This is a genomic window from Streptomyces sp. NPDC059443 (genome assembly GCF_042750105.1).
Lineage (GTDB): Bacteria > Actinomycetota > Actinomycetes > Streptomycetales > Streptomycetaceae > Streptomyces.
In genome coordinates, this window is the sequence record NZ_JBHYVM010000050.1 from 5,778 (window position 1) to 29,275 (window position 23,498).

Annotated in this window: 18 protein-coding genes; 10 read left to right on the forward strand and 8 right to left on the reverse strand. The window is 71.1% G+C overall.

Annotated features, from left to right (window positions below):
* Positions 1 to 99 precede the first annotated feature (99 nt).
* A complete protein-coding gene (locus tag ACFXDJ_RS33490) occupies positions 100 to 1,617 on the reverse strand; it encodes a peptide MFS transporter (RefSeq protein WP_384655359.1) in 1,518 nt (505 codons plus the stop codon).
* Positions 1,618 to 2,106: 489 nt separating this feature from the next.
* Here ACFXDJ_RS33490 and ACFXDJ_RS33495 point away from each other — a divergent pair, with 489 nt between their 5' ends.
* Together ACFXDJ_RS33495 and ACFXDJ_RS33500 are read left to right on the forward strand one after the other, a co-directional pair.
* The gene (locus tag ACFXDJ_RS33495; RefSeq protein ID WP_215035026.1) at positions 2,107 to 2,784 is read left to right on the forward strand and encodes a response regulator transcription factor; all 678 of its coding nucleotides are present in this window, start codon (positions 2,107 to 2,109) and stop codon (positions 2,782 to 2,784) included.
* Positions 2,785 to 2,845: 61 nt separating this feature from the next.
* Positions 2,846 to 4,111, forward strand: a complete 1,266-nt coding sequence (locus ACFXDJ_RS33500; protein WP_384655356.1) for an ATP-binding protein — start codon at positions 2,846 to 2,848, stop codon at positions 4,109 to 4,111.
* A gap of 24 nt (positions 4,112 to 4,135) precedes the next feature.
* Here ACFXDJ_RS33500 and ACFXDJ_RS33505 read toward each other — a convergent pair whose 3' ends face one another.
* Positions 4,136 to 4,669, reverse strand: coding sequence for a GtrA family protein (locus ACFXDJ_RS33505; RefSeq protein WP_384655354.1), 534 nt, complete (start codon positions 4,667 to 4,669; stop codon positions 4,136 to 4,138).
* A 197-nt stretch (positions 4,670 to 4,866) separates the two neighbouring features.
* Between ACFXDJ_RS33505 and ACFXDJ_RS33510 the strand changes: the two genes are divergently transcribed.
* The 4 genes from ACFXDJ_RS33510 to ACFXDJ_RS33525 all read left to right on the forward strand — a co-directional run bounded on the left by ACFXDJ_RS33510 (position 4,867) and on the right by ACFXDJ_RS33525 (position 9,046).
* On the forward strand, positions 4,867 to 6,006 hold the full coding sequence (locus ACFXDJ_RS33510) for a 5-(carboxyamino)imidazole ribonucleotide synthase (RefSeq protein WP_384655352.1): 1,140 nt from the start codon (positions 4,867 to 4,869) through the stop codon (positions 6,004 to 6,006).
* Positions 6,003 to 6,548 (forward strand): 5-(carboxyamino)imidazole ribonucleotide mutase, encoded by a 546-nt coding sequence (gene purE / locus ACFXDJ_RS33515; RefSeq protein ID WP_384655349.1) that lies wholly within the window; start codon positions 6,003 to 6,005, stop codon positions 6,546 to 6,548. The genes ACFXDJ_RS33510 and purE overlap by 4 nt, the downstream gene beginning before the upstream one ends.
* Positions 6,549 to 6,562: 14 nt before the next feature.
* Entirely contained in the window at positions 6,563 to 7,741 is a 1,179-nt protein-coding gene (locus ACFXDJ_RS33520; protein WP_384655361.1) for a dipeptidase, read from the forward strand.
* A 198-nt stretch (positions 7,742 to 7,939) separates the two neighbouring features.
* Positions 7,940 to 9,046 (forward strand): membrane dipeptidase, encoded by a 1,107-nt coding sequence (locus ACFXDJ_RS33525; protein ID WP_384655346.1) that lies wholly within the window; start codon positions 7,940 to 7,942, stop codon positions 9,044 to 9,046.
* A 5-nt stretch (positions 9,047 to 9,051) separates the two neighbouring features.
* On the opposite strand, the gene ACFXDJ_RS33530 is transcribed toward ACFXDJ_RS33525, so the two are convergent.
* Complete coding sequence (locus ACFXDJ_RS33530; RefSeq protein WP_384851151.1) at positions 9,052 to 10,404, reverse strand: glycosyltransferase 87 family protein; 1,353 nt, start codon at positions 10,402 to 10,404, stop codon at positions 9,052 to 9,054.
* 99 nt (positions 10,405 to 10,503) lie between these two features.
* A complete protein-coding gene (locus ACFXDJ_RS33535; RefSeq protein WP_384655340.1) occupies positions 10,504 to 11,850 on the reverse strand; it encodes a UDP-glucose dehydrogenase family protein in 1,347 nt (448 codons plus the stop codon).
* A gap of 218 nt (positions 11,851 to 12,068) precedes the next feature.
* Here ACFXDJ_RS33535 and ACFXDJ_RS33540 point away from each other — a divergent pair, with 218 nt between their 5' ends.
* Positions 12,069 to 13,244 carry an acyl-CoA dehydrogenase family protein gene (locus ACFXDJ_RS33540; RefSeq protein ID WP_384655337.1) on the forward strand — a complete coding sequence of 392 codons (1,176 nt, stop codon included), beginning with the start codon at positions 12,069 to 12,071 and terminating at the stop codon, positions 13,242 to 13,244.
* 95 nt (positions 13,245 to 13,339) lie between these two features.
* Here the strand turns inward: ACFXDJ_RS33540 and ACFXDJ_RS33545 are convergent, their stop codons facing one another.
* A complete protein-coding gene (locus ACFXDJ_RS33545) occupies positions 13,340 to 15,409 on the reverse strand; it encodes a calcium-binding protein (protein ID WP_384655335.1) in 2,070 nt (689 codons plus the stop codon).
* Positions 15,410 to 15,694: 285 nt separating this feature from the next.
* On the opposite strand from ACFXDJ_RS33545, the gene ACFXDJ_RS33550 reads away from it, so the two are divergent.
* On the forward strand, positions 15,695 to 16,777 hold the full coding sequence (locus ACFXDJ_RS33550) for a sugar phosphate nucleotidyltransferase (protein ID WP_384655333.1): 1,083 nt from the start codon (positions 15,695 to 15,697) through the stop codon (positions 16,775 to 16,777).
* A gap of 82 nt (positions 16,778 to 16,859) precedes the next feature.
* Here ACFXDJ_RS33550 and ACFXDJ_RS33555 read toward each other — a convergent pair whose 3' ends face one another.
* Positions 16,860 to 18,281, reverse strand: coding sequence for an LCP family protein (locus ACFXDJ_RS33555; protein WP_384655331.1), 1,422 nt, complete (start codon positions 18,279 to 18,281; stop codon positions 16,860 to 16,862).
* Between the two features lie 106 nt (positions 18,282 to 18,387).
* On the opposite strand from ACFXDJ_RS33555, the gene ACFXDJ_RS33560 reads away from it, so the two are divergent.
* The gene (locus ACFXDJ_RS33560; protein WP_384655328.1) at positions 18,388 to 18,927 is read left to right on the forward strand and encodes an acyl-CoA thioesterase; all 540 of its coding nucleotides are present in this window, start codon (positions 18,388 to 18,390) and stop codon (positions 18,925 to 18,927) included.
* Positions 18,928 to 18,990: 63 nt separating this feature from the next.
* Here ACFXDJ_RS33560 and ACFXDJ_RS33565 read toward each other — a convergent pair whose 3' ends face one another.
* Positions 18,991 to 20,529, reverse strand: coding sequence for an LCP family protein (locus ACFXDJ_RS33565; RefSeq protein ID WP_384655326.1), 1,539 nt, complete (start codon positions 20,527 to 20,529; stop codon positions 18,991 to 18,993).
* A 123-nt stretch (positions 20,530 to 20,652) separates the two neighbouring features.
* On the opposite strand from ACFXDJ_RS33565, the gene ACFXDJ_RS33570 reads away from it, so the two are divergent.
* Positions 20,653 to 21,708, forward strand: a complete 1,056-nt coding sequence (locus ACFXDJ_RS33570) for a glycosyltransferase family 2 protein (RefSeq protein ID WP_384655323.1) — start codon at positions 20,653 to 20,655, stop codon at positions 21,706 to 21,708.
* A gap of 81 nt (positions 21,709 to 21,789) precedes the next feature.
* On the opposite strand, the gene ACFXDJ_RS33575 is transcribed toward ACFXDJ_RS33570, so the two are convergent.
* Positions 21,790 to 23,457, reverse strand: coding sequence for an LCP family protein (locus ACFXDJ_RS33575; RefSeq protein ID WP_384654377.1), 1,668 nt, complete (start codon positions 23,455 to 23,457; stop codon positions 21,790 to 21,792).
* Positions 23,458 to 23,498 lie beyond the last annotated feature (41 nt).

Here is a 23,498-nt window from a genome sequence, read left to right on the forward strand (position 1 = left end):
GGGGGGGGGGTTTTTTTTTATCCGCCCCCGCCCCCGGGGGGGGGGGCCCGGGGCCGTTCCGTGGAGCGTCAGGCGTCAGGCGTCAGGCGTCGGAAGACGTCAGTGCACGGAGCCCATCAGCGACTGGACCCGCTTGCGGTACGAGTAGACCGCGAAGCCCGCGACCACTGCGGCGAGGGCCTCGAAGGCGATCACCCAGGTGCCGTTCAGGTCCACGTTGCCGATGGAGAGCAGGCTGGTGATGCAGTCACCGGCGGTGACCGCGAGGAACCAGACACCCATCATCTGGGAGGCGTACTTCTGCGGGGCCATCTTCGTGGTGACGGAGAGGCCGACCGGGGAGACGCACAGCTCACCGATGGTCTGGATCATGTAGATCGAGACGAGCCACATCGGGGAGACCTTGACGTCGCCGCCCGCCATGTTCATCGGGATGATGAAGACGAAGAACGAGGCGCCGATCAGGACCAGGCCCATCGCGAACTTCACGATGGTGTTCGGCTCCGCGTTCTTGCGGGCCAGCCACAGCCACAGCCAGGCGAAGACCGGGGCCAGGGCCATCACGAACAGCGGGTTCAGCGACTGGTACCAGGTGGCAGAGAAGCCGAGGCCGAAGACGGTGTCGGCGGTCTTGTCGTCCGCGAACAGGGACAGCGTGGAGCCACCCTGGTCGTAGATCATCCAGAAGACCGCGGCGGCGATGAAGAAGAAGATGTACGCGGTCATCTTCTTCTGCTCGGCGCCCGACAGGTCCTTGTCGCGCTTGATGCGCGTCAGCACGGCGATCGGGATGAACAGGCCGGCCAGCGTCAGCGGGACCAGGGCCCAGTTCAGCGTGTAGGCACCGAGGGCGACCACGGCGCCGTAGAAGACGGCGACACCGAGAACGGCGAGGGCGGCCTTGGTGAGGACGGCCTTGCGCTCCTCGGGCGACAGCGGGTTCGGGACCAGGCTGCTCTTCGGGCTCAGGTGCTTGGCACCGAGCAGGAACTGGGCGAGGCCCAGGGCCATGCCGACGGCGGCGAGGGCGAAGCCCAGGTGCCAGTTGTACTCCTTGCCGACCGTTCCGACGACGAGCGGGGCGACGAAGGCACCGAGGTTGATGCCGACGTAGAAGAGCGTGAAGCCACCGTCGCGGCGCGGGTCCTCCGGGCCGTCGTACAGGTGACCGACCATCGTGGAGATGTTGGCCTTCAGCAGGCCGGAACCGGCGGCCACGAGGATCAGACCGACGAAGAACATCGCCTGGCCCGGAATGGCCAGCGACACGTGACCGGCGATGATCACGAATCCGGCGATGGCGACCGTCTTGCGGGCACCCCAGACGCGGTCACCGAACCAGCCGCCAGGCATGGCCATGAGGTAGACCATCGAGACGTACACGGAGTAGATGGCCGTGGTCGTGGCCGCGGTCATCGCCAGACCGCCGCCCTGGCTGCCCGTGGCGGCGTCGGCGCCGCCCGAGACCAGGTAGTACACGAGGAGGGCGCGCATGCCGTAGTAGGAGAAGCGCTCCCACATCTCGGTCATGAACAGAGTGGCCAGGCCACGGGGGTGTCCGAAGAAGGTCTTCTCGGTGGACGGGTCCGCCGAGTCCTTCGTCAGGCTGGAAGCCATGGTCGATCCTTGCTTGCTCGGGACGCGTGGCTTCGTGAGCTCACCGTCGCCCGGGGAGGGTGGCCGGTACCGGCGACGGCTGTCCCGTACCCCACGCCCGGGGGTCGCTCCACCGGGGCGGAGACGAAGGAAGATCCGTAACCGGGATCCATGCCCTGCCGCGCTTCATCGCGCGAAGGGCCGGCCCATAGGTCATTCACTGTCATCTGGCCCGGAACGGGCGGTGCGACAACAATGCCCGTCCGATCCGGACGGAAATAGAGACTTTCGGCTGGTTTTGGCGCGAATGTTCTCTGAGGTAGTGCATCAGGCGTCTCGACACCATACGACACGACACTGGCGCATATGAAAGTACTTGAGATATGGATCACAGGTTACGGCGGAACCAACTGGGTACATTCGAAGGCCGTTAGTAGTCGATAAGGCCAGATCGGCAGGGGTGTCCGGGCGGGCCCCTGCTTTCCCCCGCCGCGGACTACCATCACCCACATGACGCGTGTACTGCTCGCCGAGGACGACGCATCCATCTCGGAACCCCTGGCCCGCGCCCTGCGCCGCGAAGGGTACGAAGTCGAGGTCCGGGAGGACGGCCCCACGGCCCTGGACGCGGGATTGCAGGGCGGCGTCGATCTCGTCGTCCTCGATCTCGGTCTGCCGGGCATGGACGGCCTGGAGGTCGCCCGCCGGCTGCGCGCCGAGGGCCACGGCTTCCCCATCCTGGTCCTGACCGCCCGTGCCGACGAGGTCGACACGGTGGTCGGCCTGGACGCCGGCGCCGACGACTACGTGACCAAGCCCTTCCGCCTCGCCGAGCTGCTCGCCCGGGTCCGGGCCCTGCTGCGGCGCGGCGCCAACGAGGCCTCCCAGCCGCCGGCCACCCACGGGGTGCGGATCGACGTCGAATCGCACCGTGCGTGGATGGGGGAGGAAGAGCTCCAGCTCACGGCCAAGGAGTTCGACCTGCTGCGGGTCCTCGTCCGCGATGCCGGCCGGGTCGTCACCCGCGACCAGCTGATGCGCGAGGTCTGGGACACCACCTGGTGGTCCTCCACCAAGACCCTCGACATGCACATCTCCTGGCTGCGCAAGAAGCTCGGCGACGACGCCGCCAACCCCCGCTACATCGCCACCGTCCGCGGGGTCGGCTTCCGCTTCGAGAAGAGCTGAGCGGCTTCCCGGCCCCGGCACCCGCCGCTTCCCGCGCCCGGGTTAGGGCATGCTTTTCGGCATGCGCCGCCGCCTGATCAACTCCACGCTCGCCGTGGTGCTCGTCGTCATCGCCGTCTTCGGCATCTCCCTCGTCATCGTGGAGACCCGGACCATCACCAGCAGCGCCCAGGACCGCATCGAGTCCGAGGCGCTGCGGATGGTCGGCATGGTGGGAAGCGACGTCCTGGAGAAGAAGGCGGTCGACCCCGACGCGCTCGCCGCGCAGCTCGACGCCGGCCGGTACGCCCGGATCATGATCCCGGGCCAGCCGGCCGTCGAGGTCGGCCAGCGCCCCGCCGACAGCGTCATCCGGGGCACCGCCCGCGGGGACCAGGGCGAGGTCGTCGTCGTGGAGGAGTCCCGCTCCACGGTCACCAAGGAGGTCGGGCGGACCCTGGCCGTGGTGGGCGCCGTAGCCCTCCTCGCGGTCGTGGCGGCCGTCCTGCTCGCCGTACGCCAGGCCAACCGGCTGGCCTCCCCGCTCACCGACCTCGCCGAGACCGCCGAGCGCCTCGGATCGGGCGACCCGCGCCCCCGGCACAAGCGCTACGGGGTCCCCGAGCTGGACCGGGTCGCGGACGTACTGGACTCCAGCGCCGAGCGGATCGGGCGGATGCTGACCGCCGAGCGGCGCCTCGCCGCGGACGCCTCGCACCAGCTGAGGACCCCGCTGACGGCCCTGTCGATGCGGCTGGAGGAGATCACCGTCACCGACGACCTGGAGACCGTACGGGAGGAGGCGACGATCGCCCTCACCCAGGTGGAGCGGCTCACGGACGTGGTGGAGCGGCTGCTGACGAACTCCAGGGACCCCCGCACCGGCTCCGCGGTCCCCTTCGACCTCGACGAGGTCGTCAAGCAGCAGGTGGAGGAGTGGCGCCCGGCCTACCGCAGCGCCGGACGGGCCATCGTGCGCTCCGGGAAGACCGGCATGCGGGCCGTGGGCACCCCGGGGGCGGTCTCGCAGGTCCTGGCGACCCTGATCGAGAACTCCCTCATGCACGGGGGCGGCACCGTGGCGCTACGGACCCGCGTGATCGGGAACCAGGCGGTGCTGGAGGTCACCGACGAGGGACCGGGGGTTCCGCCGGACCTCGGCAACCGGATCTTCGAGCGGGCCATCAGCGGCCGCAACTCCACCGGGATCGGCCTCGCCGTGGCCCGGGACCTCGCGGAGGCGGACGGCGGCCGCCTGGAGCTGCTCCAGACCCAGCCGCCGGTGTTCGCGCTCTTCCTCAGCCAGACCGCACCGGAACGCACCGAACCGCCGCAGACGGTCCGCTGACCGTACGCGGCGCGCGCCCGGGGCTCAGTTCGCGGCGGTCTCCGGGGTCCGCACCGGGACCTCGGCCTGGCCGTCGCGCTGCTCGACGACCAGCGAGGCCGGCGCCGCCGCGGGCAGGGCCTTGAAGACCCAGGTCCGGTAGGACCAGAAGCGGAACACGGTGCCGAGGCCGATGCCCGCGAACTTGAAGCAGTTCGAGGCCAGCGGCCCGTCCCAGTGGAAGCCGTAGGTGGCCGCGTACAGGATGCCGTTCTCTATGACCAGGCCGATCGCGCTGAACGCGATGAACAGGCCGAGCTCCCGGGTGCGCCCGGACCCGGTCCGGTCGGCACGGTCCCGGTAGGCGAAGTAGCGGAAGCCCAGGTAGTTCGTGCCGATGGCCACCAGAGTGGCTATCACGCTCGCGCGCACGACCTGGAGGTCGGTGACGCTGCGGATCAGGTTGAAGACACCCAGATTGACCAGGACGCCGAGCCCGCCGACAGCCCCGAACCGGGCGAGTTCGCGCACGAGCGCGCGCACCCGGCCGAGGACGGATCTGTTCTCCGGCTTGCTCATCTGAGGCTTCAGTCCTGTCCTCGGGCGCCCCGTACGGGGCATCAGACTTTCCCAATCCCCCTCATGTTAAGTCTCGCCCCACCGGTACGTCTGCGCCTTCGGGCACCGTGCGACACACGGCACACCCACCCGCCCACAGCCGCGTACCGGCCAGGGTCACGTCCATATGGCGGAATACCGCCGGATACTCTGGAGGGGTGACGTTCCCGGTAGTCGGCATGGTCGGCGGCGGTCAGCTCGCCCGCATGACCCACGAGGCGGGTATCCCCCTCGGCATCAGATTCAAGATCCTCAGTGACACCCCACAGGACTCGGCGGCCCAGGTCGTGAGCGACGTCGTCATCGGCGACTATCGCGACCTGGAGACGTTGCGCGCCTTCGCGCGCGGCTGTGACGTGATCACTTTCGACCACGAACACGTACCCATCGAGCACCTGCGGGCCCTGGAAGCGGACGGCATCCCCGTCCGCCCGGGGCCCGACGCGTTGGTGCACGCCGCGGACAAGGGGGTGATGCGCGCCAAGCTCGACGAGATCGGCGCGCCCAGCCCCCGCCACCGGATCGTGAGCGATCCCGAGGACGCGGCGGCCTTCGCCCGCGAGGTCGGCGGTTTCCCCGTCATCCTCAAGACGGTGCGCGGCGGGTACGACGGCAAGGGCGTGTGGTTCGTCCGCACGCCGCAAGACGCGGAGGCCCCGTTCAGAGCGGGCGTCCCCGTCCTGGCCGAGGAGAAGGTGGACTTCGTCCGCGAGCTCGCGGCCAACATCGTCCGCTCCCCGCACGGCCAGGCGGTGGCCTACCCGGTCGTGGAGTCCGTCCAGGTGGACGGGGTCTGCGACACGGTGATCGCCCCGGCCCCCAACCTCTCCGAGGCCCTGGCCGGCGAGGCCCAGGCCCTGGCCCTGCGGATCGGCAAGGAGCTCGGGGTCACCGGCCACCTGGCCGTGGAGCTCTTCGAGACCACCGACGGGCGGATCCTGGTCAACGAACTGGCCATGCGCCCGCACAACAGCGGCCACTGGACGCAGGACGGTGCCATCACCTCCCAGTTCGCCAACCACGTCCGGGCCGTCCTGGACCTCCCCCTCGGCGACCCGCGCCCCCGCGCCCGCTGGACGGTCATGGCCAACGTGCTCGGCGGGGACTACCCCGACATGTACGCGGCGTACCTGCACTGCATGGCCCACGACCCCCAGCTGAAGATCCACATGTACGGCAAGGACGTGAAACACGGCCGCAAGGTCGGCCACGTCAACACCTACGGCGACGACCTTGACGATGTGCTGGAGCGCGCACGTCACGCAGCCGGCTATCTCAGAGGATCCATCACAGAATGAGCACCTCCGCAGCAGGTACCGCAGGTCCCGTCATCGGCATCGTCATGGGGTCGGATTCCGACTGGCCCGTCATGGAGGCCGCCGCCCAGGCCCTCGACGAGTTCGAGATCCCCTACGAGGTGGACGTGGTCTCCGCCCACCGGATGCCGCGCGAGATGGTCGCGTACGGGGAGCAGGCCGCCGAGCGCGGCCTGAAGGCGATCATCGCGGGTGCGGGCGGCGCCGCCCACCTGCCCGGCATGCTCGCCTCCGTCACCCCGCTCCCGGTCATCGGCGTCCCCGTCCCGCTGAAGTACCTCGACGGCATGGACTCGCTCATGTCGATCGTCCAGATGCCCGCCGGGGTTCCCGTCGCCACCGTCTCGATCGCCGGCGCCCGCAACGCCGGCCTGCTGGCCGTACGCATGCTGGCCGCGCACGACCCGGAGCTGCTGGGCCGCATGCGCGACTTCCAGCAGGAGCTGAACGACCAGGCCACCGAGAAGGGCAAGCGGCTGCGTACGAAGATCGCGGGCCAGGATTCGTTCGGGTTCGGAAGGTGAGCGCGGTCAACGGGATGGACCGGCTCGCGCGGGCGCGCGAGCTGCTCTGCGAGTACCCGGTCGTCGACGGGCACAACGACCTGCCGTGGGCGCTGCGCAACCAGGTCCGCTACGACCTGGACCGGCGCGACATCGCCGGCGACCAGTCCGAGTTCCTGCACACCGACATCCCCCGGCTGCGGGCCGGCGGGGTCGGCGCGCAGTTCTGGTCCGTCTACGTGCGCTCCGACTACGCGGGCGACGAGGCGGTCAGCGCCACCCTGGAGCAGATCGACGTCGTCGCCCAGCTGATCGCGCGCTACCCGCGCGATCTGGTGCGGGCGCTGACGGCCGACGACATGGAGGCGGCGCGCGCCGAGGGCCGGATCGCCTCGCTGATGGGCGCCGAGGGCGGGCACTCCATCAACAACTCGCTCGCCACCCTGCGCGCCCTGCACCAGCTCGGCGTGCGGTACATGACGCTCACGCACAACGACACCATCGACTGGGCGGATTCGGCGACCGACGAGCCCCGGCACGGCGGCCTGAGCGAGTTCGGCCGCGAGGTCGTCCGCGAGATGAACCGCGTGGGCATGCTCGTCGACCTCTCGCACGTCGCCGCGACGACGATGCGCGACGCCCTTGAAGTCTCGGTGGCGCCCGTGGTGTTCTCGCACTCCTCCGCCCGCGCGGTCTGCGACCACGTGCGCAACGTTCCCGACGACGTGCTGGCGATGCTGCCCGCCAACGGCGGGGTCGCGATGGCCACCTTCGTGCCGAAGTTCATCCTCCCGGCGGCCGTCGAGTGGACCCTGGCGGCCGACGAGAACCTGCGCGCGCACGGGTTCCACGCCCTCGACACCACCCCCGAGGCGATGGTCCTGCACCGGGCCTTCGAGGCGGAGCACCCGCGCCCGGTGGCCACGGCCGCCACGGTCGCCGACCACCTGGACCACATGCGCGAGGTGGCCGGAGTCGACCACGTCGGCATCGGCGGGGACTTCGACGGCACCGCCTTCACCCCGGCGGGGCTCGACGACGTGGCCGGGTACCCGAACCTGATCGCCGAGCTGCTGACCCGGGGCTGGTCGAAGGCCGACCTGGCGAAGCTGACCTGGTCGAACGCGGTACGGGTGCTGCGCGACGCCGAAGCGGTGGCGCGCGAGCAGTCGGCCTCCCGCGGCCCGTCCAACGCGGTGCTCCCGGCGCGGTAGCCCCTGCGGCACCCCCCCCGCGAGCCCCCGCGGCGGCCCGCCCGGCGGATGCGGCGACCCGGTGTGACCAGCCCTTACACCCGAACGCCACATCCGCCGGGCGCCCCCGACGCCTCACGTGTCACGGTGGCACCATTCCCTGCTTCTCTCCCCGCTGCTTTCCATACGAGCACAGCCGCCGAGACCGGAGCGACCGCCATGGCCGACCTGCAGGATGAACCGCACGCGAGCCCGGTGACCCCCGTGGGCCCGGGCTCCCTCGGAGCCGAGGACACCCCCGCCACCCTGGTGCCCAGCGCCCTGGACCGGGCTGACGCGCTGTTGTCCGTCCATCCCGTCGCGGACGGGTGCAACACCCTCGTCTGGACCCTGCGCCAGAGCCCGTACCACGACATCGACACCCCCGACACGGGCGTGGACACCGACATCCCGCGGCTGCGCGCCGGGGGAGTGGGCGCCCAGTTCTGGTCGCTGCTCGTGCCGCCGGGCGAGGAGCCCGCGGCGCGCGGGACGCAGGCCCCCGACCAGGTGGTGTCCGACACCCTCGAACAGATCGACGTGGCGCTCGCCCTGATGCGCCGTTATCCCGACAGCCTCTGCCTCGCGCTGAACGCCGACGACCTGGCCGACGCCCGCAACCGCGGCCGCATCGCCTCCTTCCTCGGTCCCGTTCCCGGCCGTACGCTTAACGACTCGCTCGGCGCTCTGCACGCCTTCCACGCGCTGGGCGTACGGATCCTCGCGCCGGCCGGAGCCCCGTGGGCCGCCGAGGAGCTGACGGCCTTCGGCCACGAAGTGGTGCGGGAGACGAACCGGCTGGCGATGATCCTGGACCTCACCGGCTGCCCGCCCGTGGTGGCCTGCCAGGTCGCCGCGGCCTCCAAATCGCCGGTGATCATCTCGCACACGGCGGCGGCCGCGCTCAACCCGCACCCGGGCAACGTGACCGACGAGGTGCTGCTCGCGCTGCGCGCGGCGAACGGCCTGGCGATGGTCACCTTCGACACCGCGCGCACCGGGGACTCCCTGCACGCGGTGGCCGACCACGTGGAACACGTACGGGCCGTCGCGGGCCCGCACTGCGTGGGCCTGGGCGCCGGCTTCGGCGCCGAGCCGGGCATCCCCCGGCCGACGGGCCTGACAGACCCCTCGGGCTATCCGCGGCTGATCGCGGAACTGCTGGAGCGGGGCTGGCCCGAGACCGACCTGGCGCTGCTGACGTGGGGCAATGCCCAGCGGGTGGTGCGCGACGCGGAGTTCACCGCCCGCGCCGCGCAGCACCGTAGAACGTCCCAGACGGGATAGACCCCTCAGACGCGCACCGGAACCCCGGGCTTGGCCGCGGCCGTTGCCGCGTCCGTGGCCGGGGCCGCCGGCCCGGCTCCCGGGAGGCGGGTGACGGAGGCCCTCCACAGCCGGACGCAGGACAGGACGGCGGCCCAGGCCAGCAGTCCGTTGCGCAGGCCCAGGAGGACTGTGCCGACGACCGTGCCCGGCAGGATCTGCGAGCCGTAGGTCAGCGGGTAGATCACCGTGCTGAGCGCGGTGGAGGCGACGATCAGCCAGGCGACCGGGCGCTGCGTGGTGTGCCGGCAGGTCAGGCAGACCGCGGCGAGCCCGACCAGCCAGATCAGGTACTGCGGGCTGAGCACCCGGCTGGTGATGGTGAACACCAGGATGGCGCAGAGCGCGGCGTCCAGCGGGGTCGCCGTCGACCAGCGGCGGGCCTTGACCCGCCACAGCAGCAGCCAGCCGAAGCCGGCGACGGTCAGCGCGATGGAGAGCATGGCCACGCTGGAGACGTACGGGCCCAGGTACTCGTAGGCGCCGTAGCGGATCTCGGTCTTCCCCGACCAGGCGCCGACGAGCTTGCCGAACATCAGGGCGGAGCCGCCGAGGGACTCGACCTGGATGCCGCGGTTGCCCTGGTTGTCCAGGAAGCCGAGGGTGTCGCGGAAGAACAGCGCGAGGACGGCGAGCAGCGCGGCGGCGGCCGCTATGGCGGCGACGACCGCGTCACGGGTGGTGCGCCCGCGCGGAGTGCCGATCAGGGTCAGCAGCGGCCACACCTTCACCAGGGCGCCGACGCCGGCCAGCACGCCGCCGAGCTTGCGGCGGAAGCGCAGGCACAGCAGCGAGCCGACGGCGAGCAGGGTGACCTGGAGGTCGTAGCGCCCGAAGGGCAGCGACAGCAGCAGCGGCAGCGTGGTCAGCCACAGCACGGCGCCGGCCATGCTGCCGTCGGGGCGGCGGGCGGCGCGGACCAGGCCGATCGCGATCAGGGCGTCACAGACGACGGTCAGCGCGACGAAGGCCTGGAAGTAGCTGAAGAAGGGGAGCAGGTCGGGCGAGAGGAAGACCGCCGCGGCGGCCGGCGGGTACTGCCACATGACGTCGTTGTGCGGCATCGTCCCCGTGACGAGGACGTCGTACCAGTTGTTGTAGGTCCGGGTGATCTCCACGCGCACCGAGGAGGTGCCGTGGAGGTTCACCACGAGGAGGACCACCATCAGGGTCCGGGTGGCCAGCCAGAACCCCGCCATGGCCAGGTGGCCGGCGCGGCCCCGGAGGGCTGAGTCGATGTGTCCCCGCCCGGCACGCGGGGCCGAGCCCGGCGCGCCTGCGGTGGGGCGGACAGGGCTTCTCGTGCTCCTACTGGTCATCGGCCGTGAGTCTAGCGACGCATGCCGTGAGCCTTGGGTGGCCGCGGGTCAACAATCCGGTGACAGGATGTGAAAGCCCCTGTTCCACAACGAAGTGGATCAAGCGCGGGGGCGGCCCATGGCGCGGTACGTCCAGCCGGCCGCGCGCCAGCGGTCGGGGTCCAGGGCGTTGCGGCCGTCGAGGATGAGGCGGTCGGTGACGGTCTCGCCGAGGGCGACGGGGTCGAGGTCGCGGAACTCGCGCCATTCGGTGAGGTGGAGGACGACTTCGGCGCCCCGGGCCGCGGCGATCGCGGAGTCGGCGTAGCCGAGGGTGGGGAAGACCCGGCGGGCGTTGTCCATGCCCTTGGGGTCGTAGACGGTGACCTGGCCGCCCTGGAGGTGGATCTGCCCGGCGACGTTCAGGGCGGGGGAGTCACGGACGTCGTCGGAGTCCGGCTTGAAGGTGGCGCCGAGCACCGCGACCCGCTTGCCGAGGAACGAGCCGCCGACGGCTTCGCGGGCCAGCTCGACCATGTGCCCGCGGCGGCGCATGTTGATGGAGTCGACCTCGCGCAGGAAGGTGAGGGCCTGGTCGGCGCCCAGTTCGCCCGCCCGCGCCATGAACGCCCGGATGTCCTTGGGCAGGCAGCCGCCGCCGAAGCCGATGCCGGCGCGCAGGAACTTCTTGCCGATGCGCTCGTCGTGGCCGATGGCCTCGGCCAGCTTCACCACGTCGCCGCCGGCCGCCTCGCAGACCTCGGCCATCGCGTTGATGAAGGAGATCTTCGTGGCGAGGAAGGAGTTGGCGGCCGTCTTGACGAGCTCGGCGGTGGGGAAGTCGGTGACGACCATCGGGGTGCCCTCGCCCATGGGGGTCGCGTAGACCTCCCTCAGCAGCTTCTCGGCGCGTTCGCCGTCGACGCCGATGACGATGCGGTCCGGGTGCAGGGTGTCCTGGACGGCGAAGCCCTCGCGCAGGAACTCCGGGTTCCAGGCGAGTTCGATCTCCTCGCCGGCCGGGGCGAGCTCGGTCAGCTTCGCGGCGAGGCGCTCGGCGGAGCCGACGGGCACGGTGGACTTGCCGACGACCAGGGCGGCCCGGGTCAGGTGCGGGGCGAGGGATTCCACGGCGGAGTCGACGTACGACATGTCGCACGCGTACTCGCCGTGCTTCTGCGGGGTGTTCACGCAGAGGAAGTGGACGTCGCCGTCGAAGGCGCCGAGCTCCTCCCAGGAGGTGGTGAAGCGCAGCCGCCCGGTGGAGCCGGGCATCCCGGCCACGTGGGAGGCCAGCAGCTCCTCCAGCCCGGGCTCGTACATGGGTACGCGCCCGTCCGCCAGCATGGCGATCTTCTCGGGCACCACGTCCAGCCCGAGCACCTCGAAGCCCAGTTCTGCCATCGCCGCGGCGTGGGTCGCGCCGAGGTATCCGGTGCCGATCACTGTGATCTTGAGGGGGGCCATGCGTGCTCCTGGTGGTGCGGGGCCGTATGCGGCAACCGAGCATAGTCGGGCCCGTGACCGGGGATGTATTCCGCCGACCGCCCCGCTGTTCCTGCTGCTGTCACTCCGCTGTCACGCAACTCACGCGTGACGCCCGTGTCGCTGTCGGCGCCCGGACACTAAGCTTCGGGTTACTTAACGGTAGTTAGCATCACGCACCACCTGGGGAGTGAGAGATCTTGGCGGGTTCTGCCGACTTCGACCTGTACCGCCCGGCCGAGGAGCACGACATGCTCCGCGAGTCCGTCCGCGCGCTCGCCGAGGCGAAGATCATGCCCTTCGCAGCGGCGGTCGACGAGGAGTCCCGCTTCCCGCAGGAGGCGCTCGACGCCCTCGTGGCCAGCGACCTGCACGCCGTGCACGTGCCCGAGTCCTACGGCGGCGCGGGCGCCGACGCCCTCGCCACCGTGATCGTGATCGAGGAAGTGGCCCGCGTCTGCGCGTCCTCCTCCCTCATCCCGGCCGTCAACAAGCTCGGCTCGCTCCCGGTGATCCTCTCCGGTTCCGAGGAGCTCAAGGCCAAGTACCTCGGCCCGCTGGCCAAGGGCGACGCGATGTTCTCCTACGCGCTCTCCGAGCCCGACGCGGGCTCCGACGCGGCCGGCATGAAGACCCGCGCGGTGCGCGACGGGGACTTCTGGGTCCTCAACGGCGTCAAGCGCTGGATCACCAACGCGGGCGTCAGCGAGTACTACACGGTCATGGCCGTGACCGACCCCGAGAAGCGCTCCAAGGGCATCAGCGCCTTCGTGGTCGAGAAGTCGGACGAAGGCGTCTCCTTCGGCGCGCCCGAGAAGAAGCTCGGCATCAAGGGCTCCCCGACCCGCGAGGTCTACCTCGACAACGTGCGCATCCCGGCGGACCGCATGATCGGCGCCGAGGGCACCGGCTTCGCCACCGCGATGAAGACCCTGGACCACACCCGCATCACCATCGCGGCCCAGGCCCTCGGCATCGCCCAGGGCGCCCTGGACTACGCCAAGGGGTACGTCCAGGAGCGCAAGCAGTTCGGCAAGCCGATCGGCGACTTCCAGGGCGTGCAGTTCATGCTCGCGGACATGGCCATGAAGATCGAGGCCGCCCGCCAGCTGACCTACGCGGCCGCCGCCAAGTCGGAGCGCGTCTCCGCCGGTGGCGCGATGGAGGACCTCACCTTCTTCGGCGCCGCAGCCAAGTGCTTCGCCTCGGACGTGGCCATGGAGGTCACCACCGACGCCGTCCAGCTCCTCGGCGGCTACGGCTACACCCGCGACTACCCGGTCGAGCGCATGATGCGCGACGCGAAGATCACCCAGATCTACGAGGGCACGAACCAGGTCCAGCGCATCGTCATGGCCCGCAACCTCCCGGCGTAACCTGCCTGACCTGCACAAACGAACCCGCCCCCGGCATTACGCCGGGGGCGGTTCTGTTTGCACCGGGGGCCGTCCGCGTACGGGACGGGGGTCGGTCAGGGGCAGCTGATGCGGGTGTCGCCCGGGTCGGTGGTGCAGGTGTCGGTGTTGTAGCCGCCGTTGGCGGTGTCGTTGCCGGAGACGCCGTCGACCGTGTTGAGGCGGTCGTTGCCGAAGTTGCCGATGAGGGTGTCGTTGCCGGGGCCGCCGATGAGGTTGTCGTCGCCGTAGCTGCCGTCCACGCGGTCGTTGCCGGGGCCGGCGTAGACCGTGTCGTTGCCGAAGGAGGCGTTGACGGTGTCGTTGCCGCTCAGGGCGCAGATGACGTCGTTGCCGTAGGTGCCGTTGATCGTGTCGTTGCCGCTGGTGCCGACGATGGTGCAGCCGCGGGTGTTGGAGACCGTGGTGGTGACGGCCGCCGTGTTGTTGCCGGCGACGGGGTCGGCCTGGGTGGCGGAGGCCGTGGCCGTGTCGGTCAGGGTGCCCGCGCGCGAGGGCTCGGCGGTGACCGTCACCGTGGCGGTGGCGCCGGGGAGGAGGCCCCCGAGGGCGCAGGAGGCCTGGGCCGGGGTGGTGGTGCAGCTGCCCTGGGTGGTGGTGGCGCCGAGGACCGTGCCGCCCGCGGTGCCGGTGAGGGCGTCGGTCAGCTGGACGCCGGTCGCCGTGGTCGTGGCGCTGTTGTTGGTCACGCGCACGGTGTAGGACACCGAGTCGCCGAGGGCGAGGGTGGTGGCGCCCGCCTTCGTCACCGACAGGTCCGCGCTCGGAGGCGGCGGGGGCGGGGTGGTTCCGGTGCCCTCGTAGCGGAGCACCGCGCGGGCGGTGGAGTCGTTCGTGACCCCCGACACGACGATCTTCCCGTCCGGCTGGAGGGCCACGGAGTGGGCCTCCTCGAAGTCGTCCGCGAAATCGAAGCCCACGTCGGTGGTCACCTTGCCGTCGCCGCTGAAGGTGGTGTCCAGGCCGCCGTCCGGGTTGTAGCGGGCCACGGCGTAGTCGTGGCCGCCGTCGGCGCCGCCCCCGACCCCGACGGCGACGATCTTCCCGTCGGGCTGGAGGGCCACGTCGTGGGCCGCGCCGGAGCCGGTCTCGAAGGTGGTGCCCACGCGGCCGTCGCCGCCGAAGCCGGTGTCCGGGCTGCCGCCCGTGGTGAAGCGGGCCACCGTGAAGCCCTCGGAGCCGTAACCCGCCACGACGATCTTGTTGTCGGGCTGCAGCACCACGCCGCTCGCGTCGTCCCCCGTGGTTCCCCAGTCGACGGTCAGCTGCCCGTCGCCGTCGAAGCCCGTGTCGGGGCTGCCGTCGGGGTTGTAGCGGGCCAGGGCCACATCGGTGGAGAAGTTCGGAGACGTGTACCCGGTCCGGCCGCTCGCGACGATCCTGCCGTCGGCCTGGAGCGCCAGGTCCTCGATGGACGCACCGCCGCCCGTGAACGCGGTCGTCACCTGGCCGTCCCCGCCGCCGAAGGTGGCGTCCAGGCTGCCGTTGGGCATGAGGCGCGCCAGCGCGAAGCTGTCCTGGGCCGCTCCGGCGGCGAGGATCTTGCCATCGCTCAGGATCCGTACCGCGCCGGCCGAGGATCCGCGGCCGAAGTCCGGGTACGCCTGGCCGCCGGTCCCGAAGGTGGTGTCCGGGGAGCCGTCCGGGTTGTAGCGCAGCACCGTGAACTGTCCCCAGCTGGTGCCGTTCTCCTCCATGACGCGCAGCCCGGCCGCGACGATCTTTCCGTCCGGCTGGACCGCCACCGCCTGGCCTTCGTCGTTGGGGCTGAGGTCCGTGGTCACCGCGCCGCCGTCACCGAAGGTGGTGTCCGGGGAGCCGTCCGGGTTGTAGCGGAGCAGCGAGAAGTCGCTGCCGTTCACGCCGCCCTCGGCCGGCGTCAGGGTGCCGATCGTGAGGATCTTGCCGTCGGGCTGGAGCACCATGTCCCGGCTGTCCTCGTAATAGGGGAGGTCCGTGATGACGAAGCCGGCGCCCCCGCCGAAGGTCGGGTCCAGGTCACCCGGCGCCGCCAGCGCGGGGCCGGGCACGGTGAGGACGAGCGCGGCACCGAGGGCGGTGGCCGTCGAACAGACCAGGCGGAGTCTTCTTCTGAGACCTCGGAGACCGGCGGGGGAGGTGGGCATGCGGACGACTCCTTCTGGGGGGTGGCGCAGGGGGTGCCGGAGGGGTGCCGGAGGGTGCCGGAGGGCGGTCACGGTCCGTCCCCGTCCGGCGAGCGTCCGGGGACCCGCGCGAAGGATCGTAGGAGTCAAGATCGACAGCGTGGCCCGGTCATTTGGGGACACGCCGGGCGCTTCGGCTGTACGGGTGCGCGGCCCGGCGTATACATCCGGCTCGGGCCTCTGGGGGCCACTCCGATGGGCTAAATTTGGACCTTCGTACGCCGGAACCGGTTGGGGAGAACGCAAATGACGGAAGCGATCCTGCTGGTCGGCGGACAAGGGACGCGTTTGCGCCCCGTCACGGTGAACACGCCGAAGCCGATGGTCCCCACGGCAGGCGTTCCCTTCCTCGCCCACCAGATCGCCAGGGCCGCCGCCGCCGGTGTCACCCACATCGTGATGGCCACCTGCTACCTGGCCGAGGTCTTCGAGCCCTACTTCGGCGACGGAGCCGAGTTCGGCGTGCACCTGGAGTACGTGGTCGAGGACGAGCCCCTGGGCACCGGCGGCGCCATCCGCAACGCGGCGCGGCTGCTCACCGGCGGACCGGACTCCTCCGTCCTCGTCTTCAACGGCGACATCCTCACCGGCCTGGACATCGCCGGTCTCGTCGAATCGCACAAGGCGGCCGACGCCGACGTCTCCCTGCACCTGGTGCGGGTCGAGGACCCGCGCGCCTTCGGCCTGGTCCCCACCGACGCCGACGGGCGCGTGCTGGCCTTCACCGAGAAGCCGCAGACCCCCGAAGAGATCATCACCGATCAGATCAACGCGGGCTGCTACGTCTTCCGCCGCAGCGTGATCGATTCCATCCCGGCCGGCCGCGCGGTCTCCGTCGAGCGCGAGACCTTCCCCGGCCTGCTCGCCTCCGGGGCCAAGCTGCACGGAGTCACCGAGAACACGTACTGGATGGACCTCGGCAAGCCCGAGGCGATCATCCAGGCCTCCGCCGACCTGGTCCGCGGTGTCGTCTCCTCCCCGGCGGTCCCCGGCCGCCGCGGCGAGTCCCTCGTACTGCCCGGGGCCCGGGTCGCGGCCGGGGCCAAGCTGTCGGGAGGCACCGTCGTGGGCGCCGGCGCCCGCGTCGAGGCGGGGGCGGTCGTCCAGGGCTCCATCCTGCTGGAGGGTGCGGTCATCGGCGCCGACGCGCAGGTGGCCGCCAGCCTGATCGGCGCCGGCGCCTCGGTCGGCGCGCGGACCGTGCTGGACGCCGTGGTCATCGGCGACGGCGCCGTCGTGGGGGCCGACAACGAGCTCCGCGCGGGGGCCCGGGTCTGGTGCGGGGCGCAGCTGCCCGCCGCGGCGATCCGCTTCTCCTCGGACGCCTGATCCCGGGCGCCCGATCCCGGATCCCGGGCGCCCGACCCCGGACGCCTGATCCCGGGTCCGGGGAGACGGAGGGCCGCCGCCGTCAGTTGCCGCGGACGGTGACCTTCTCGCCCTTCTGGATCTGCTGGACCAGCTGCTGCACCTTCGCCTTGTCCCAGACGAGGTTGCCGCCGCGCTGCCCGGAGATCGGCATGTTCATGGAGACGCCGTCACCGCTGCTGATGCCCTTCATGGCGAAGAACATCTGGCCCATGTCCCACAGGCCCATGTCCTTGTCCACGATCAGCGTGTCCAGGCCCGCGCCCAGCACCGGGTACAGCGTGAACGGGTTCAGGATCGTCGACGGGGTCGCCGCCTGGCTCGCCAGCGCCGACAGGAACTTCTGCTGGTTCTTCGTCCGCTGGAGGTCCGACTCGGCGAAGGCGTACCGGGTGCGTACGTAGGCCAGGGACTGCTGCCCGTTGAGGGTCTGGGTGCCCTCCTTGAAGTCGGCCCCGGACTTCTCGTCCTTGAAACCCTTCTCGATGTTCAGCTCCACCCCGCCCAGCGCGTCCACGATGTTCGCGAAGCCGGCGAAGCCGATCTCGGCGTAGTGGTCGATGCGCAGGCCGGTGTTGAACTCCACCGTCCGCACCAGCAGCTCCGCGCCGTCCTCGGCGTAGGCCGCGTTCAGCTTGGTCCGCTTGCCCGTGCCCGCGAACTTCTTGCCCGACTGCGAGCCGACGAAGGAGGGGATCTCCACGTCCGAGTCGCGCGGCAGGGAGACCATCGTGTTCCCGCTGGAGCACCTCGCCAGGATCATCATCGAGTCGGTCCGCTTGCCCTCGGCGGAACCCGTGTGGAGCTTCTTCTTCTCCTCGTCGGACATGCCCTCGCGGCTGTCGGAGCCCACGATCAGGTACGTCGTGCAGTCGCCCTCCTTCGGGCGCTCGATGACCTTGGAGAGGTCCACCTCGCGGCGCACGTTCGAGTCGGCCCAGAAGTAGGTGCCGATGCCCGTCACGAGCAGGGCCGAGACCAGCACGATCGAGCCGATCTTGATCCGCTTGCGCCAGTCCGGGGCCGGTCCCGCCGGACCGCCGGAGCCGTCGCCGGAGCCGCCGGTGCGCGGGCGCGGCCCGGTGGGCGGCTGCTGGCCGTTGCCACCGCCGTAGACCTGGCCGGTGTTGTAACCGCTGTCGTAGCCGTCGGCGCCGGTACCGGCGCTGCCGCTGCCGCTGCCGTACGAGCCGTCCTGCTGCCCGGGTACGTACGCGGGCCGGGCCGCGGGGCCGCCGGGTCCCGCGGGCGGCGGTACGGGAGGCTGCGCCGGGCGGCGCGGCTGCTGCTGGCCGCGCTGGGCCTGCGGAGCTTGCGGAGCCTGCCGGGCCGGCTGGACCGGCCGCTGGACGTGCCGCATCCGCTGCGCACCCTCGGGCTGCGCCTGGCCGCTGCCGCGCCCGTACCCGTCATCGTGGCGGCCGCGCTCGCCCTGCTCGCCGCTCCACCCGTCCCAGTCACTCATGGGCCCAAGAATGCCTGGCCGGGCGTGGCGCCGAACAGCCCGGGAGGGTGTTCGTACCGGTGCTGTTGCAGAGCTGATGCCTCGGCGGCGCACTTAAGGTGGCTACATGACAGAGATACCGGGCGAGCCGGAGGGCAAGCCGGTCTCGGCTTCCCGCACCACCCTCAGCCACATCATGACCGCCAACGACACGAACCTCCTCGGGACCGTGCACGGCGGGGTGATCATGAAGCTGGTGGACGACGCGGCCGGCGCCGTGGCGGGCCGGCACTCCGGCGGCCCCGCGGTCACCGCGTCCATGGACGAGATGGCCTTCCTCGCCCCCGTGCGGGTCGGCGACCTCGTCCATGTGAAGGCACAGGTCAACTGGACGGGCCGGTCCTCCATGGAGATCGGCGTACGGGTCCTCGCCGAGCGGTGGAACGAGTCCACCCCCGCCACCCAGGTCGGCAGCGCCTACCTCGTGTTCGCCGCCGTGGACTCCGAGGGCAAGCCCCGCCAGGTCCCGCCGGTCGTCCCGGAGACCGAGCAGGACGAGCGCCGCTACCAGGAGGCCCAGATCCGCCGCACCCACCGCCTGGCCCGCCGCCAGGCGATCCTGCACCTGCGCGAGCAGCGCGCCGCCCAGGGCTTCGACGAGCTCTGACACGGCCGCGGCGGGCGGGGGCCCGTCCCGGCCCTGCCTCCGCCTTGCTTCCCGTTACTCCCGTTACTTTGCGCAGACGACCTGGTCGCCCGTGACCACACCGAACTCGCCCTGGTACGGGTCCTCCGCGCGCACCGCCACCACCTTGCGGTAGTCCGCGCCCGCGATGACCACCACGGTCTTCCCCTGGCCGGGGACGGCCCGCAGCTCGCTGCCGGGCAGCGCGGTGGCCACCGAACGGGCCGTGCGGTCCCAGCGCGGGTCGTACGTGATCACCGTGCGCTTGACCTCGCGGCTCGCGCCGGTCCCCGGAGCTCCGGTGGTGTCGAAACCGGTGGCGCGCAGCGCCGAGTCCACCCGGGTGCCCAGCCCGTCGATCCTGGTCCCGTTCTCCACTTGCACCCGGACCTGCTGCGGGGCCACGTCCACCGGTACCGCCGGCTGCTGGCGGGCGGGCCGGCCGGGGGCGGGGGCCGGGGCCAGCGGCCGGTCCTCGCGCAGCGCCTCGAAGAGCTTCGCGGCCTTCGCCTCGTCCCATTTCACGGTGGAGCCGAGGCCCTTGACCGGGAAGGAGGCGTCGCCCACGGGCACCGAGGCGAACTCCGACGAGGAGGGGGTGAAGTCCCGCATCGCCTGCCCGAGCGCCAGCATCTGCTCCGATCCGAAGCCCTTGTCGGCCCGCACCGACCCGAGCAGGGTGGAGCTGACCTCCTTGAACTTGACCGGGTTGAGCAGTACCCCGCCCTGGGTGGCCTGCTTGATCAGGGCGGCGATGAACCGCTGCTGACGCTGCATGCGGCCGAGGTCCGAAGCTCCGTCCACATGGCGCGAGCGCACGTACTGCAGTGCCTGGCCGCCGCTCAGCCGGTGGGTGCCGGGGAGCAGGTCGAGGCCGGTGTTGGGGTCGTGCATGGTCTTGGCGGTGCAGATCTCCACGCCGCCCATGGCGTCGACGGTCTTCATGAAGCTGGTGAAGTCGACCTCCAGGTAGTGGTCGATCTTCACCCGGGTCATGTTCTCCACCGTGCGCACGGTCAGGTTGGGCCCGCCCTCGGCGTAGGCGGCGTTGAGCTTCACGGGGTGCGCCCCGTGCTGCTTCCCGCTGGACTCGTCCAGGTGCGCGGGCAGCTCCACGTAGCTGTCGCGGGGGATGCTGATCACGCTCGCCCGGGTCCGGTCCGCCGAGAGGTGGACCAGCATGACGGTGTCGGTGCAGTGGCAGGGTGCCCCGCCCAGGCGGTACTCGCGCTTCTCCTCCGCGGTGATCTTCTCGCGGCCGTCGGTGCCGACGAGCAGGAAGTTCACCCCGTGCCCCGCCTGCGGGCGGTTCTTCATGTCCTTGAAGGGGTCCACCCGCTGGATGCCGGTGTCCAGCCCGGTCATCACGGCGTGGCCGAGCGCGCCGGAGCCCAGCACCACCACCGACAGGCCGGCCGCGAGCCGGACCCCCCAGCGGGGCTTGTCCGCCCGGCGGGGCTCCCGCGGCGCGCGCTGCGTCGGCCGGGCGGGCCGGGTGGGACGGTGCGGCTGGGACACGGGGGAAACCTCCGCGGGGTCAGCGGGTCGGGTCGGGCCGATTCGGTTGGATTCGGAAGCTCGCATTCAGCTGATTCGTCAGAACAGTAGGTCCATACGATCAGCCTCTGTCCGTACCGCTCATCCGCCGCGCACCCGTGTCCCCCGTACGCGGTAACGTGACACCGATACCCGACCTTGAAGGACCACATGCCCGTCCAGCAGCCCGCAGTCTCGGTGATCATGCCGGTGCTCAACGAGGAGCGCCATCTGCGTGACTCGGTCCGCCACATCCTCGGACAGGAGTACGCAGGGGAGATGGAGGTGGTGATCGCGCTGGGGCCGTCCACGGACCGCACCGACGAGATCGCCGCCGAACTCGTACGGGAAACAGCGTCCAATAAACGCGCCCGGGTCCATACCGTGCCGAACCCCACCGGCCGCACCCCCGCGGCTCTGAACGCCGCCATCAGCGCCTCGCGCCATCCGATCGTGGTCCGCGTGGACGGCCACGGCATGCTCTCCCCGAACTACATCGCCACCGCGGTCCGCCTCATGGAGGAGACCGGCGCGCAGAACGTCGGCGGCATCATGCACGCCGAGGGCGAGAACGCCTGGGAAGACGCCGTCGCCGCCGCGATGACCTCGAAGATCGGCGTCGGCAACGCCGCCTTCCACACCGGAGGCGAGGCCGGCCCCGCCGACACCGTCTACCTCGGCGTCTTCCGCCGCGAGGCCCTGGAGCGCGCGGGCGGCTACAACGTGGAGTTCATCCGCGCCCAGGACTGGGAGCTGAACTTCCGCATCCGCGAGGCCGGCGGGCTCATCTGGTTCTCGCCCGAGCTCTTGGTCCAGTACCGCCCGAGGCCCTCCGTGCGGGCGCTCGCCAAGCAGTACAAGGACTACGGGCGCTGGCGGCGCGTGGTGGCCCGCTACCACGCGGGCTCCATCAACCTGCGCTACCTCGCCCCGCCGGCCGCCGTCTGCGCGATCGCCGCCGGAGTGGTAGCCGGCGCGGCGCTCACCCCGTGGGCCTTCGTGATCCCGGTCGGCTACCTCGCGGCGATCACCGCCGGGTCGGTCCCGGCCGGCAAGGGGCTCCCGCTCAAGGCCCGCGCGCAGATCCCCGTGGCCCTGGCGACCATGCACATGTGCTGGGGCTTCGGCTTCCTGACCAGCCCGCGCTCGCTGGCCGCCAAGGTCATCGCCAGCCGCCGCCCGTCGCTGAGCCGGGCAGTGGAAACGGCGGGGTCCAGCGAGGCCTGAGCCTGCGTACGCACACGAAAGGGGTGACCCGGTCCGGACGGACCGGGTCACCCCTTTTCGTATGACCCGCGGAGTCTCAGGTCACCAGCGGAAGGGCTTGTAGATGTCCATGCAGCTGGTGTCCGTGCCGTTGAGGACCTCGGCCGACTCCGGGACCGATCCGGCATCGGGCGCCGCCTGCTTCGGGTAGACGTTGCCCTCCCGCCAGTCCGCGCCCACCACGACCGTGATCTTGGTGGCCTCGGCGGTCTTCTGCACCGAGTCGGCCGGAATCCCGAGGGCCGTCGCCACGCTCTGCGCGTCGGCCGCCTGGGCGTCCGTGGCGTAGCGGACGATCGTGGTCTTCTCCGGGGTGAGCGAGCCGTCCGCCTTGGCCAGCGCGAACCCCTTGGAGACCAGCTGGCCCGAGATGGCCGTGGCCCGCCTGGGCGCCGGGGCCGATCCGACCCCGGTGCCGTTGACCACCTGTACGGCGATCTTCGCCGGGTCGGTGGTCGGGGCGGCCTTGGAGGGCTCGGGGGACGGGGAAGCGCTCGCACCGGGCTTGCCGCTGTCGGCCGGGGCGCCGTTGGAGTCCATGGCGACGTCCTTGCGGAGCATCGTCCACATCTTCTCGGAGTCCGCGGGGTTGACGATCAACCGGTCCCTGTCCCACGGGGCTTCCTGCACCGGGATCGTGGCCATCGTGATGCGGTTGACCGGTACGTCCTTGAGCGCGAGGCCGAGGTCGAGGAGCTTCTTGACCGACCCGATCTCCTCCGACACCTTCAGCGCCTTCGTCGCCGCCTCCGCCAGGCCCGTGAGGCGGGGGATGTCGCTGAAGGCGTTCTGGCTCTTGAGCGAGCGCATCATCGAGTTCATGTACATGTGCTGCGCCTTGGCCCGGCCCAGGTCACTGCCGAAGGCGTGCCGCGTGCGCAGCCACTGGAGCGCCTGCTCGCCCTGGACCTTGGTGGTGCCCGCCTTCAGCTTGAGGCCGGAACCGCCCGTCCCCGACCCCGGCTTCGACTGGTCGAAGACGTTCTGGTTGACGCAGACGTCGACGCCGCCGATCGCGTCGGCCATGCTCACGACACCGGTGAAGTCGATCATCATCCAGTGGTCGATGTAGACGTTGGTCAGCTTCTCCCAGGTGGCCAGGGTGCAGCCGGGACCCCCGCGCGCGAGGCTCTCGTTGATCATCGTCTTGGTGGCTTTGAACTTCTCGCCGGTCTTGGGGTCGGTGCACTCCGGGATGTCCACGACCGTGTCGCGCGGAATCGAGGTGACCGAGGCGTTCTTCCGGTCGGCAGAGATGTGGATCAGCATCTGCACGTCGGCCCGCGCGGGGCCGCCGATGTCGGCCCAGCCGCCACCGAGCTTCGCGTTCGCCTCGTCGCGGACGTCGGAGCCGAGCATCAGGACGTTGATCGGGCGCCGGCCCGCCGCGTCGGCCTCGGTCCTGGCGACCCCGCTGTCGCCGCTCAGGCGCTGGCCGCTGCGGATGTTCGCGTTGAGGTGGCGGTAGTAGAGGTAACCGCCCGCCGCCGTACCGAGTATGAGCAGCGCCACGATGCAGGCCACCCAGCGCAGTACGCGTCTGCGGCCGCGCCGGACCGGGCGCTGCCCGCGGCCGCCGCCACCGCCGCCGCGGCGGCGGGACCCGCTCCGCGGCGGGGGTACGGATCCGGTCGCGTTCGGACGGCCGGCGGATATGCCGTCGCCGGCCTGGGCCGCCGCCCCCTCCCCTTGCACGCTGCTGTGCCTCACGCGTCCCCCCTCAAGCTCACTCTGTGTCGGCATACTGCCGG

What these genes read in the sequence shown, in the direction of transcription:
- ACFXDJ_RS33495 (WP_215035026.1), top strand. Translation starts at nt 2,107, where the DNA reads ATGACGCGTGTACTGCTCGCCGAGGACGACGCATCCATCTCGGAACCC.
- ACFXDJ_RS33505 (WP_384655354.1), bottom strand. Translation starts at nt 4,669, where the DNA reads ATGAGCAAGCCGGAGAACAGATCCGTCCTCGGCCGGGTGCGCGCGCTC.
- ACFXDJ_RS33545 (WP_384655335.1), bottom strand. Translation starts at nt 15,409, where the DNA reads ATGCCCACCTCCCCCGCCGGTCTCCGAGGTCTCAGAAGAAGACTCCGC.
- ACFXDJ_RS33490 (WP_384655359.1), bottom strand. Translation starts at nt 1,617, where the DNA reads ATGGCTTCCAGCCTGACGAAGGACTCGGCGGACCCGTCCACCGAGAAG.
- ACFXDJ_RS33550 (WP_384655333.1), top strand. Translation starts at nt 15,695, where the DNA reads ATGACGGAAGCGATCCTGCTGGTCGGCGGACAAGGGACGCGTTTGCGC.
- ACFXDJ_RS33560 (WP_384655328.1), top strand. Translation starts at nt 18,388, where the DNA reads ATGACAGAGATACCGGGCGAGCCGGAGGGCAAGCCGGTCTCGGCTTCC.
- ACFXDJ_RS33555 (WP_384655331.1), bottom strand. Translation starts at nt 18,281, where the DNA reads ATGAGTGACTGGGACGGGTGGAGCGGCGAGCAGGGCGAGCGCGGCCGC.
- ACFXDJ_RS33570 (WP_384655323.1), top strand. Translation starts at nt 20,653, where the DNA reads ATGCCCGTCCAGCAGCCCGCAGTCTCGGTGATCATGCCGGTGCTCAAC.
- ACFXDJ_RS33535 (WP_384655340.1), bottom strand. Translation starts at nt 11,850, where the DNA reads ATGGCCCCCCTCAAGATCACAGTGATCGGCACCGGATACCTCGGCGCG.
- purE (WP_384655349.1), top strand. Translation starts at nt 6,003, where the DNA reads ATGAGCACCTCCGCAGCAGGTACCGCAGGTCCCGTCATCGGCATCGTC.
- ACFXDJ_RS33520 (WP_384655361.1), top strand. Translation starts at nt 6,563, where the DNA reads ATGGACCGGCTCGCGCGGGCGCGCGAGCTGCTCTGCGAGTACCCGGTC.
- ACFXDJ_RS33500 (WP_384655356.1), top strand. Translation starts at nt 2,846, where the DNA reads ATGCGCCGCCGCCTGATCAACTCCACGCTCGCCGTGGTGCTCGTCGTC.
- ACFXDJ_RS33525 (WP_384655346.1), top strand. Translation starts at nt 7,940, where the DNA reads ATGGCCGACCTGCAGGATGAACCGCACGCGAGCCCGGTGACCCCCGTG.
- ACFXDJ_RS33530 (WP_384851151.1), bottom strand. Translation starts at nt 10,404, where the DNA reads ATGACCAGTAGGAGCACGAGAAGCCCTGTCCGCCCCACCGCAGGCGCG.
- ACFXDJ_RS33565 (WP_384655326.1), bottom strand. Translation starts at nt 20,529, where the DNA reads ATGCGAGCTTCCGAATCCAACCGAATCGGCCCGACCCGACCCGCTGAC.